The following is a 12029-nucleotide window of genomic DNA, read 5'->3' as shown; positions in this document are numbered from 1 at the left end:
CAATGAATACTGACTTCAAAACTGTTCTTACTCGAAAGTAAGAAGTAATTTTAAAGCTATTACCATTCCAACAGAATGGTAATGAATTGACTGTGCCAAGATTAAGTAAACTTAATCTCGATTGGTCACTCAGTTCATTGAACCCAATTGTGTTTCCGAAGAAACAGTCGTTACCTAAGTAACAACTTATTGGATTATCATCAACGAGTGCCCACACAGATTGATAGGTTTATATTTTTAAAGAGCTTTCTAACGAAACCAGCATTTGAATACCGTGTCGCTAGGGGTGCGTATCTTACGCTTCCCGATTTGAGAGTCAAGCGTTTAAACAAACTTTCTTTTCTCTACTTCAACCACCTGGTTTGTGACTTTCGTCTCATTCCCTGTCGTTGGAGCGGCATTATAGGGAGGTATTGAAACAAGACAAGTGTTATTTCACTAAATCAATTTGTTTGCCTAAAAAGCCAGCAAATCATTTAAAATAGGATAAAATTTCAACATTTGAGTCATGTCACATCAATGAATTGGAAAAAGGCCAGCCATATACGTAAGATTCATGTGTCTATTTTGTTAAACGTAGGCAGTTAATTTTCTCTAACCTAGAAGTAGTATCCTGATTATGAGTTCAAATAAATCAATGGTAATGATGATCGCCTTAGTTGTATTGGGTGGAATTGTCTTCTCGCAGGTCGAGATCTCCCCTGCTGTTAGTTTTGTTGTTGGTGTTCTTGCTTCTGCTTTTGTCCTTAAATTTTCCAACACTACAATAGAAGCAACCACAACACTTAGTGATCCTGCTACTAAGACGCTATATGTAGGGAACCTACCTTATAAAGCGAACGAAGCTCACGTTAAGGAGTTATTCGCCAAACATGGGGAAGTCTTTGCAGTGCGCCTAATGAAAGACAAGCGTACGGGTAAGCGACGTGGGTTTGGTTTTGTTGTTATGGCCGCCACTGATGCGGAAACGGCCATTCAAGGATTAAATGAAAAGGATTATATGCAAAGAACACTGAAGGTTCGGATTGCTAATGAACCGAAAACTCAAGAGGAAGAAGACGAACTGAGCTAAAGCCTAATATAGATAGCGCTCTATTCAGCGCATCTTCTTCCCAAGGAGGTGCGCTGGCATAGATTTCTCTGACACCCACACCATTCACTTGATCCTCAATCGCCAACAACTCTTGTACTCGGCGGGCGATCGCTTTTCCTGAATCCACCAGCTGAACATGATTGCCCAATGCTGCTTGAATCTCTTCTTTTATTAACGGGAAATGTGTACAGCCTAGAACAGCCACATCAATCTTGTTTTTTAAAGGCGCAAGCAGCTGGACCATTTCTTGGGCGTCAACGCTTTGCCCTCTGAGTTTCTCTTCCGCAATATCAACCAAACGAGTCAGACCCAGCATTTCCACGGGTTTGCTTTGTGAGAAGTCTCGGATTAGATCATGGGTGTACTCGCGCTTCACTGTTGCAGGGGTCGCAATTAAACCAATGGCTTTATTGGCCAGGTTAGAAGCAGGCTTGATGGCCGGTACAACACCCACAACTGGAATCGATAATTGTGCGCGCAAAGAAGGCAAGACAATCGTACTTGCGGTATTGCAGGCAATCACGACTAAATCGATTTTATGGGAGGCAGTAAACTCTGTTACTAACTGCTCAACTCGCTCAATCAACGTTTGGTGTTCGAGCTCTCCATACGGATACGCGGCATTATCGAATAAATAGTAATAGTCGATTTGTGGTAACGCAGCTTCTATCTCTTGATAGACAGATAAACCACCTACACCAGAATCAAAAATTAAAATTTTAGGTTGCTGAGACACGACACTATTCCACTGATTTATATGCTGGCGATCATACCCTTCGATTTTCTTTTCGCAATGCTTTCGCGCGGTATCTTTGGTGAGAAAAACGCTCACCATGCTCTACGTGTAGAAGCTCTAATTCTAATACTCCATCAAAACTGTGCGTTTGTGTCACCAGCGTATGAAATTCACCGTGCTCACCACAAGGATCGATCTCTTTTGGCAATCTCGCTAATAAAGAAGCATCGTACCATTGCCCGCAATAAGTGCGTTCAATACGATCGCCATCCGCCGTTACGAGCATGGTTTTAATGCCGCGGCTGATTATCTCTTGCGCCAGTTGTGCACTCTCTTGTCCCATCAATGGAAAAACACATTGCCACCCTGCCGGTTCAATGTAGCTACGGCGGTACTCTGCAATGCCATTACAGAACATATCACCAAAGGCAACGGCGTCGAATATTAACCCTGATGTTTTTAGCCCTTCAACCACCAACGATTTATAGCGTTTATTACTTGGGAAGACTTCTGGCAAGACTATCTTTACTAGCGGCAAACCAAGTAAGTCCGCTTGCATCTCTACCACTTCGATAGGTGTCGCTTGAAAAGGCACTTCACCTTCAAGGTAAGTCGTAAAGATGCCCACTACGTTATATTCGTCGCTTTCCATTAAGCGCTCTAAAGTGAGCGTGGAGTCTTTACCGGAGGACCAACTGACTATGATGTTTTTCATTTTTCTCTCTGATAGGAAAAAACCGCCCGGAGGCGGTTTAACAAAATTAAAATTGATACGTCATATTTGCAAAGAATCTACGTTCTGGTGCCGCATAGCCAATTGTGGTTTGATACTCTTTGTCTGTAAGGTTATCAACCTTACCTCTAACAACTAGTTTAGGCGAGATCCAATAGCCAACTGATATATCCCATAAACCAACCGAAGGTAACATATTTTCCTCGGTATAAGTCTCATTGGGATTCCCTAAGCGTTCGCCAGTGAATGTATATGTTAGATTGAAATCAAAATCTTCATAAGCCGCATCCATTAACCATTTATAGTTTTCATCAGCACGCTTTGCCAATTTATTACCCTGCGAGTCTTTATGATCTTTAAACTCTGCAATAACGGTATGGTGAATAAAAGAAGTATCGAACTGACCAGTAATCTCAATACCTTTCAATTTAGCGTCAACATTCAACGGATACCATGGCGAAGCCTGATACCAAATAATCAAATTATCAACTTTGTTATCATAAGCCGTAACTTCAAGATCGAACAGATTGAAACTGCCTATATAGCCAATTTCTCGATTAACAGCTTCTTCTGGCTGCAAATCCGCATTATCTTTTAAGTCAGAATAACTGGGAGCTTTAAAAGCTGTGCCCACCGCAAACCGGACTGCGTGGTTATCTGAAATACGATAAAGAGAACCTAACGACCATGTAGTGTAATTATCATATGAGTCATGCTTATCATAACGAACACTACCCAATACGCTTAGATCACCAAATTGAGCATCAACCGAAGTATAAACACCCGTTGTATCTCTTGCATCACCAGCTAAAGGATCTGGAGAGCCATAAGACATAGATCCATCTTTCAGCTCTTCCCTACGCCAATCAGCACCTGCTCCCATAGAAAAATCATCATTAAACTGATATAGGTTCAGAAACTGCACACTAGTTAACTCAATCTCTTTTTTTGTTCCCGCATTGTCTTTGCCCTCAGATTTTGAATAATCCAAATTCTCAATGGACTGCTGATTTACTCGCAAAACTGAATTAAAGTGCTCACGTTGATACTCTAATGCACCAGTTAAACTTAGATTTTCAGAGTAACCAAAATACTTAGAGCCCTTGTCATATTCTGTAAGGCTATCAAACCAACGTAGAGAAACGGTTCCCGTTAAAGTGTCGGTAATTGACTGACCATAAGAAGCAAATAAATTTTGACTCTCATAGCCATAATCAAGGCCTGTTGAAGGGTCTTTAATGTCAAAACCTTCCGTCTCCTCAAAACCACCGGCCAACTTCAATACACCAGTATTGTCTAATTCTGACGTTATCGAAAAACTCGCTTCTTTTTGCGCATCACTACCAGCTCCAAGCGATAAATAAGTCGCATCTGAACTATTACCAGATTCAGTAATTACATTAATTACACCAGCAATCGCATCGGAACCATAAAGAGCACCGCCAGGTCCACGAATCACTTCAACTCGTTCGATGATCCCAACCGGAATGTGATTAAACTTAATGCCACCAGCAGCTGAATCAATACGAACACCATCAACTAAGAATAGAATTTGGTCACTGTTATAGCCTCGCATAAAGACAGAGGCGCTATGCCCTCTCCCACCACTTTGAGAGACTTCAATACCAGGAACACGCTTAAGAATATCCACAAGTGATTTTGCTTGTATCTCATCAATTTCTTGCTTTGATACAACCGTAGTCGAAGCAACTACGTCATTTAGCGGCTGCTCAAATCGGCTAGCCGTCACTACAACGGTTTCGTCAACGGAGGCTTCTTGGGCTTGAGTGTAAGAGGTATAAGGAAGCAATGACGCAACGGCCACCGCTATAATAGAACGGTTCATTTTTGGGATAATCCTAAATCGCGTAAGTCGAACCGAGTAGGAAGCACTTTGCTTCTGCGTTCACTCGGCTGCTGGCAGGTCTTCGGACTTTAGAGCTATTAAATGTTACCTACTTACTCGACTTCCCGCCCATACTAGGAGCAGTGTCTTGGGAGTGTTCGTTCTCTATTACCGCTGCGCGTCAGTTCTGGAATTACACCAGATTCCCTTTTAAGCCATCTAAACTTCTAGAGAGCACCAGCTAGTCGGCGATGGTATTAATCAATTGATTAATTGTCCAGCAGTTATTAATAAATTACTTTAAATTCAATTATTTCATTCATATACGACCAATTAGATCGCAGAGTAAGAGAACGACTAACGACGCAAAACTGGACATACTGTGGATATCGAATAAAATCTGCGCTCTTAAATAAAATGCACCATACAAAGGTAAGACTATGGCGACTCTTGATGTAAACCCTCAACACTACCAACAGCAGTTGGCTGAAAAAGTTGAACGTCTCACAGGGATGTTTGCTGGCTATAATGTGCCAGAATTGGAAGTGTTTGAATCTCCAGAGCAGCACTACCGTATGCGTGCCGAGTTTCGTGTTTGGCACGAAGGTGAAGACATGTACTACATCATGTTTGACCAACAAACTCGTGAAAAATACCGCGTTGACCAATTTCCAGCAGCCAGTCGTTTGATCAATGATCTCATGCCTTTGTTGATTGATGCGATGAAAGACAATGAATCACTGCGCCGTAAACTGTTCCAAGTTGACTTTCTTTCGACCAAGAGCGGTGAAATTTTGGTGTCATTGTTGTATCACCGTCAACTGGATGATGCATGGATTGAAAATGCGAAAGCACTGAAGCAGCGTTTAAACGATGAAGGGTTCAATCTCAACTTGATTGGCCGCGCACGTAAAATGAAAGTCGTACTGGATCGTGACTTCGTTATCGAAAAATTAGATGTTAATGGCCAACCATACGTCTACCAGCAAGTCGAAAACAGTTTTACGCAACCAAACGCCGCGGTTTCTGAAAAGATGCTAGAGTGGGCCGTCGACTGTACACAAGACAGCAGTGGTGATCTTCTCGAACTTTACTGTGGTAACGGCAACTTCTCTTTGGCATTGGCACAAAACTTCAATCGCGTATTAGCGACTGAACTGGCAAAGCCATCGGTTGAATCTGCGCAATACAATATTGCTGCGAACAAAATTGAGAACGTGCAAATTCTGCGTTTATCAGCAGAAGAGTTCACTCAAGCGATTGAAGGACAGCGTGAGTTCCGTCGTCTAAAAGAAGCGGGCGTTGATCTGGCGAGCTACAACTGTAATACCATCTTTGTGGATCCACCTCGTTCAGGTATGGATATCGACACCTGTAAAATGGTGCAAAGCTATGAACGTATTATCTATATTTCTTGTAATCCAGAGACGCTACAAGAAAACCTCGATGTATTAAGCGAAACCCATAACGTGACACGTTTTGCACTCTTTGATCAATTCCCTTACACCCACCATATGGAAGCGGGTGTTATGCTGGAACGCAAAGCTTAGCCTCAAGTCGCGTCCTGTTAAAAACAAAAAACGAGCCGATGGCTCGTTTTTTGTTTTTATGTTTCGAATGGTTCGACATTAATTTAGTTTGCGACTTCTTCTTCCTTGGCCTTGGTCATGTAACCCAGTTTTTTACCAATCCAAAGCATTAGCAGCATTGAAACCATTATGGCAAAGAAGTTCGAACCTGAATCTGGATATTGTGCTTTCAAGAAAGCTGAGTGACCAAACGCGCCAACAAAGAAACACGCCAAACCGATCAGTGGGATGTCTTCTGATACTGGGTTATTTAAGTATTCTTGATATAGCGTTTGTACCGCTAATACCAACGCAATAATTGGGAAAATCGAAAAGCCGACTTCACTCATCGTTAGCCAAGAAAGTAACGAGTCACTACACATACCCGCAATCAGAGCGAGCACGAGTGTTTTTCTTTCTGAACCACATTTTATTGAACTGTTCTTATTAGACATTAATCTATCCCACCTTTTAATCGGTTACGTTCACGTTCTTTGCGATACCAATAAGCCCCTTTGGCTATCATTCGCAATTGCATGATCAAACGTTCAGCGAGTATTTCTCGCTCACGCCGATCGAGATCTAATACCTCTGCCCCGGAACTGAATACCAAAGTGACAGAAGCTTCTGCTTGGATAAAGGCCTCATCACGACTCATGCCCGTGCTGATCAAGAACTCTGTCAACTCTGCCGCAAAATGCTGAATCTCACGTGCAACCGCAGTACGAAAAGCAAAAGAAGTTCCTGAACGCTCACGCAATAATAGACGAAAAACGTTTGGGCTACTTTCAATGAATTCCATAAAGGTTTCCACTGAAGTGCGGATAACGCTGCCTTCTTTAGCAATCCTTTGACGAGCTTGACGCATCAACTGACGCAGTAACAAGCCTCCTTCATCGACCATGGTTAATCCTAGCTCATCCATATCTTTGAAGTGGCGATAAAATGAGGTTGGTGCAATTCCCGCTTCACGTGCGACTTCTCGAAGGCTTAAGTTTGAAAAACTTCTATCTGCACTCAATTGGCTGAACGCAGCATCGACTAATGAACGACGCGTTTTTTCTTTTTGCTGTGCGCGAATTCCCATGGTTTTCATATTCTGATTTCTACTTTTCTGACTAGGGAACCCCTAATATACATCGATTCCCTTAACGACTTAAGTGCCTTTATCCGGCAGATAAAAATAAACCGCAGTTAGATCCTTATTGCAATCATTTCTCTGCAAATTAGAGACCTAAAACAGGGCCGATGTCTGGATTTCGCGTTTTGCGCGTGATCTCATCGACTCTCTGGTATGACGGTTATTTACGCAACCAAATAATCCGTTAATATCTCGCTAAAGTAATGTAACAACAATATAACAAGGATAGAGCCATGGCCGTAAGCAATCATTTTGATGTTATCGTGATAGGCAGTGGCCCAGGTGGCGAAGGTGCCGCAATGGGCTTGACCAAAGCGGGGCTCAATGTCGCGATTATTGAGAAGGAAAGTAGCGTTGGTGGTGGGTGTACTCATTGGGGGACTATCCCTTCAAAGGCATTGCGTCACGCCGTCAGTCGCATCATAGAATTCAACAGCAATCCTTTGTTTTGCAAGAACAATATGAGCTTGCACTCTACCTTTTCAAATATCCTTAACCATGCAAAATCGGTCATCGACAAACAAACTCGCTTACGCCAAGGCTTTTACGATCGCAATGAATGCACCCTACTCTTTGGGGCGGCGCGCTTTATCGATACCAATACGGTCGCCGTCATGCAAAGTGATGGCAGCGAAGAATGTTACAGTGCCGATAAATTTGTGATTGCGACGGGCTCACGCCCTTACCGTCCTGATAACGTCGACTTTAATCATGAACGTGTTTACGACAGTGATTCGATTCTGAGCCTCAAACACGATCCCCGTCATATCATTATTTATGGGGCAGGTGTTATCGGGTGTGAATATGCTTCTATCTTCCGCGGGCTCGGGGTCAAAACCGACCTGGTCAATACTCGAGATCGGTTACTGTCGTTTCTTGATAACGAGGTATCTGATGCGCTTTCTTATCATTTTTGGAACAGTGGCGTCGTTATTCGTAACGATGAAACCTTTGAGAAAATAGAAGGCACCGAAGATGGCGTAATTGTTCATCTTCAATCGGGTAAAAAAATGAAAGCCGATTGTTTGCTGTATGCGAATGGGCGAACCGGCAACACCGATAAACTCAATTTGACTGCCGTAGGCCTTACCGCGGATTCGCGTGGCCAAATTGCGGTTAATCGTAATTATCAAACCGACGCTGAGCACGTTTATGCGGTTGGGGATGTCATAGGCTACCCTAGCCTAGCGAGTGCGGCTTACGACCAAGGGCGCTTTGTCGCGCAAGCGATCACCAAAGGCCAAGCCGATAATTACCTAATTGATGATATTCCTACGGGCATCTACACAATCCCGGAAATCAGTTCGGTCGGAAAAACCGAGCAAGAATTAACGGCAGCCAAAGTACCTTATGAGGTGGGACGTTCTTCGTTTAAACATCTCGCTCGAGCACAAATTGCGGGCAAAGACATTGGTAGCTTAAAGATACTCTTCCACCGTGAGACGAAAGAAATTTTGGGCATCCACTGCTTTGGCGAGCGTGCTGCTGAAATCATTCATATCGGACAAGCGATCATGGAGCAAAAGGGCGAAGCGAACACTATCGAGTATTTCGTCAACACTACATTTAATTACCCAACCATGGCGGAGGCGTATCGCGTTGCCGCTCTCAACGGGTTGAATCGTCTTTTTTAAAAAATTGAATTTATCCTAATAAAAAACCGTTCTAAGAACGGTTTTTTATTATTTTTTAATACCTTAAGACTTTTTGGCCTACCCTAGGCCAAAAAGGTCCCTTTACGCCATTGATAGGCCAATACCATCGCTAAGGTGACACCGCGCATCGCCATAAAACTCAACATCGCGAACCACAGCGCATGGTTTTGAGCACTTGAAAACACCATAAAAATAAGGAAAAAACTGCAGGTCGCAATAAACATGCTATTGCGCATCTCTCGTCCTTTTGTCGCTCCGATAAAGATACCGTCTAACAAAAAGCACCACATTGAGACCAATGGCATTGCCACTAACCACGGCATAAAGACCAACGCCTTATCATGCACGGCTGGAATATCGGTGATCACATTGATCAGAGAAGATCCGAGCACGCCAAAAGCAATGGTCAGTCCGATACAAATCACCAAGCTCCAGAAAAAGGTGCCGACTAATGATTGGTTTAGCTCATCACGGTCTTTTGCTCCAATCGCTTTGCCGACCATCGCCTCCATTGCATAAGCAAAGCCATCCATGCCGTATGAAATCATCATAAGAAAACTCATTAGCACCGCATTTGCCGCCACGATATCATCCCCAAAACTGGCGCCTTGAAAAGTCATGAAAGTGAAGGTCGTTTGTAAGCAAAGAGAACGTAAAAAGATATCTCGATTGAGTTTTACAAAACGCATTAACCCGTTTGCCGTATCTTTAATGAGTACTGCCAAGGCTGGCATTTGTTGAACGCGCCAAGTATGACGCACACACATTAAGCCAAAGGCCATACCGGTATAATCGGCGATGACAGAGGCTAATGCCGCCCCTTCTACTTGCCAACCTAACCCTAGAACAAACACGATATCCAATACAATATTGGTGACATTCGTAATGATCACCATCCACATAGGCGCTTTCGCATTTTGTGTGCCTAGTAACCACCCTAATAAAACAAAGTTGGCTAACGCGGCGGGCGCACTCCATGCTCGAATCGAAAAATATTGCTGACCGTAATATTTTACCTTTTCACTGGCCTCACTAAAGCTGAATACCGCATCGCCGATCCATGAATGAAATAAAAGAAATAACACGGCGAAACCGAGCGCCATCGTCATACCTTGTGTAAAGACGAGGCCCAACTGATGAGTATTTTTACTGCCAAATGACTGGGCCGTAAGCCCTGTTGTCGACATACGCAAGAAGCCTAATAACCAGAAGCTCACGCTGATCATCATGCTGCCAAGTGCGACGCCCCCTAAATACCAAGCATGATCTAAATGGCCAATAACAGCCGCATCGACCAAGCCAAGTAAGGGAACTGTGATATTGGAGAGCACCATTGGAATCGCGAGCAACAACACTTTCTTGTGTATTGCTCGATTGGGTAAGATTTGAAGAATTTGCACGTTGAATATTCTTTGCTGACTTTATGTGCAAAGTGTAACTGGATCACCAACGAAGCTGAACCACTACGGGTGTGAATCGCTGCTTTGACCCAATAAAGGTTGTTAGCCAGCGCTGCCATAACTTCCAACGGTGACAATGCTGGTCAAGTGGTGAAGAGGTTTCAACCCAATGCGCCCACGGCAAATATCGCAATATCGCCTCCCCTGGACTCGCAAAACCATGCGCATATTGTCCGGACCCCATTTTTTGTCCTAAGCGATGCATGCAACGATCACCGGCCAACACTAAACTGGCTTTCGCGCTATCAAAATGCAGCCCGAGCGCTTGTATGAATTTAGCAATTTGCATTGGATTACAATCAAGAAGGGCATGCTCGCAAACAATCATCACCGGAGATTGTTCAGGAATGGATAAATCGTTCAACCACGACAAATCATCAACACTGCCACACTGATGGTGATAGCGTTCACTGGCGTGAAACAATTTTTGTCGCCAGAGTAAGTTTTCCGTCACATCCAATTCAAGCCATTGGCAGCGGCCATTATCAAGACGATAGAAACGCGTATCCAACCCCGCTCCTACATTCACAATCCACCCATCTGGATTCTGCTTAAGAAAAGCGCTGACCTGTTTATCGCATAATTGGGTAAGTGTGGCATGAAGCAATTGCTTTTGATCGACATCACCAGAGAAACATTCCGGTGCGAGTTGGCATCGCTGACAAGCGGTGGCAGCAATCGGATCATAAACCAAGCCGTCATCCACAAAACTTTCTCTGCTGCGCAGCCATAAGGGTTGCACTAAATTTGCGGGGATCTGATGTCTTTTTTTGGGGGGGTATCTTGAGGGGGACATTATTATCTACCTTCCTTAGCAAGAAAGTAGATAATAATAAATATCACTCGCAATAGCAATTAAATGAGATTAATTCTCAATTCGATTGTATTACCTCGATTGATTGGCTTACTACATCCAATCGGTATTACGAATAATACCAACGGCAAGACCTTCAATCGTTAGATGTTGGCTTGTTAGGTCAACTTTAATTGGCGCAAACTCTGCGTTTTCTGCATGCAGTAAAACCGTTGAACCTTTACGCTCAAGACGTTTAACCGTCACATCATCATCAACGCGAGCAACCACAACTTGGCCATCTCTCACATCTTGGGTTTTATGTACGGCAAGTAGATCGCCATCCATAATACCGATGTCTTTCATTGATTCGCCATTAACACGCAATAAGAAATCTGCTTGCGGCTTAAACATCGCGGGATCAACTTTGTAATGAGATTCTACGTGTTCTTGTGCCAAAATAGGCTCCCCTGCGGCAACTTGGCCAATCAGTGGTAACCCTTGGTCATCATTCGCTGCATCTTCAAGCAAAATACGAATGCCACGAGACGCGCCTGGAATAATTTCAATTGCTTGTTTTCTTGCTAAAGCTTTAAGGTGTTCTTCTGCCGCATTAGCAGAGCGAAAGCCTAAATCTTTTGCAATTTCCGCTCGTGTTGGCGGCATGCCAGTGTCTTCGATTTTACGTTTGATCAAATCAAAAACTTCTTGCTGGCGGGGCGTTAACGGCTTCATAAGTCACCTGTCTTTTTATACAGTTCACTGTGAGTATATCCAGTAAGTGAACAAATGAAAAGCGAATTGATGATTTTTTAATAACTTACAAAACATGAATACCACGCCCTTCACCAGTGGTGAAAAATAAACGCCCCTGGCGAACAAAGACCCTACCAACACGAAAAACTGCCCCAACATTTCGCGATCATTTGAGAAGAGAATACTCTGTCGGTTTCTTTTTATTAAATGAGAAATGCCTAGATAAAGCTGCTGCTTTTGCACTCAAT

General features: G+C 43.4%; 11 protein-coding genes and 1 riboswitch. Of the genes, 3 read left to right on the top strand and 8 right to left on the bottom strand.

The genetic code is table 11. The features are described from left to right. Window positions 1-619 precede the first annotated feature (619 nt). Entirely contained in the window at window positions 620-1072 is a 453-nt protein-coding gene (locus OJ16_RS07420; RefSeq protein ID WP_040989006.1) for an RNA recognition motif domain-containing protein, read from the top strand. Here OJ16_RS07420 and murI read toward each other — a convergent pair. From murI to OJ16_RS07405, 3 genes are read right to left on the bottom strand one after another with little or no spacing between them, the layout of a single operon-like run. Beyond that, window positions 1029-1829, bottom strand: a complete 801-nt coding sequence (gene murI, locus OJ16_RS07415; protein ID WP_040989005.1) for a glutamate racemase — start codon at window positions 1827-1829, stop codon at window positions 1029-1031. The two genes, OJ16_RS07420 and murI, sit on opposite strands and share 44 nt — an antisense overlap. Window positions 1830-1860: 31 nt before the next feature. Beyond that, complete coding sequence (locus OJ16_RS07410) at window positions 1861-2544, bottom strand: Dph6-related ATP pyrophosphatase (RefSeq protein WP_040989004.1); 684 nt, start codon at window positions 2542-2544, stop codon at window positions 1861-1863. A gap of 46 nt (window positions 2545-2590) precedes the next feature. Beyond that, window positions 2591-4408: a TonB-dependent receptor domain-containing protein gene (locus OJ16_RS07405; RefSeq protein WP_040989003.1), complete on the bottom strand. Its 1818-nt coding sequence runs from the start codon at window positions 4406-4408 to the stop codon at window positions 2591-2593. A 56-nt stretch (window positions 4409-4464) separates the two neighbouring features. Then, window positions 4465-4665: riboswitch (cobalamin riboswitch) on the bottom strand. A gap of 183 nt (window positions 4666-4848) precedes the next feature. Between OJ16_RS07405 and trmA the strand changes: the two genes are divergently transcribed. Further along, window positions 4849-5958, top strand: a complete 1110-nt coding sequence (gene trmA, locus OJ16_RS07400; RefSeq protein WP_040989001.1) for a tRNA (uridine(54)-C5)-methyltransferase TrmA — start codon at window positions 4849-4851, stop codon at window positions 5956-5958. Window positions 5959-6041: 83 nt separating this feature from the next. On the opposite strand, the gene OJ16_RS07395 is transcribed toward trmA, so the two are convergent. Both OJ16_RS07395 and fabR read right to left on the bottom strand, forming a co-directional pair. Next, window positions 6042-6431 (bottom strand): YijD family membrane protein, encoded by a 390-nt coding sequence (locus OJ16_RS07395; protein WP_040989000.1) that lies wholly within the window; start codon window positions 6429-6431, stop codon window positions 6042-6044. Then, window positions 6431-7072: an HTH-type transcriptional repressor FabR gene (gene fabR / locus OJ16_RS07390; RefSeq protein ID WP_040988999.1), complete on the bottom strand. Its 642-nt coding sequence runs from the start codon at window positions 7070-7072 to the stop codon at window positions 6431-6433. The genes OJ16_RS07395 and fabR overlap by 1 nt, the downstream gene beginning before the upstream one ends. Before the next feature lie 278 nt (window positions 7073-7350). Between fabR and sthA the strand changes: the two genes are divergently transcribed. After that, complete coding sequence (gene sthA, locus OJ16_RS07385; protein ID WP_040988998.1) at window positions 7351-8751, top strand: Si-specific NAD(P)(+) transhydrogenase; 1401 nt, start codon at window positions 7351-7353, stop codon at window positions 8749-8751. Window positions 8752-8834: 83 nt separating this feature from the next. Here sthA and dinF read toward each other — a convergent pair whose 3' ends face one another. The 3 genes from dinF to lexA form a co-directional block, all read right to left on the bottom strand. Next, window positions 8835-10172, bottom strand: a complete 1338-nt coding sequence (dinF, locus tag OJ16_RS07380; protein ID WP_040988997.1) for an MATE family efflux transporter DinF — start codon at window positions 10170-10172, stop codon at window positions 8835-8837. A 43-nt stretch (window positions 10173-10215) separates the two neighbouring features. Beyond that, window positions 10216-11028, bottom strand: a complete 813-nt coding sequence (locus tag OJ16_RS07375) for a class I SAM-dependent methyltransferase (protein ID WP_040988996.1) — start codon at window positions 11026-11028, stop codon at window positions 10216-10218. A 111-nt stretch (window positions 11029-11139) separates the two neighbouring features. Beyond that, the gene (lexA, locus tag OJ16_RS07370; RefSeq protein WP_040988994.1) at window positions 11140-11760 is read right to left on the bottom strand and encodes a transcriptional repressor LexA; all 621 of its coding nucleotides are present in this window, start codon (window positions 11758-11760) and stop codon (window positions 11140-11142) included. Window positions 11761-12029: the final 269 nt, after the last annotated feature.

The organism is Vibrio renipiscarius (assembly GCF_000827885.1).
GTDB lineage: Bacteria > Pseudomonadota > Gammaproteobacteria > Enterobacterales > Vibrionaceae > Vibrio > Vibrio renipiscarius.
This window is presented reverse-complemented; position numbering and strand designations above follow the sequence as displayed.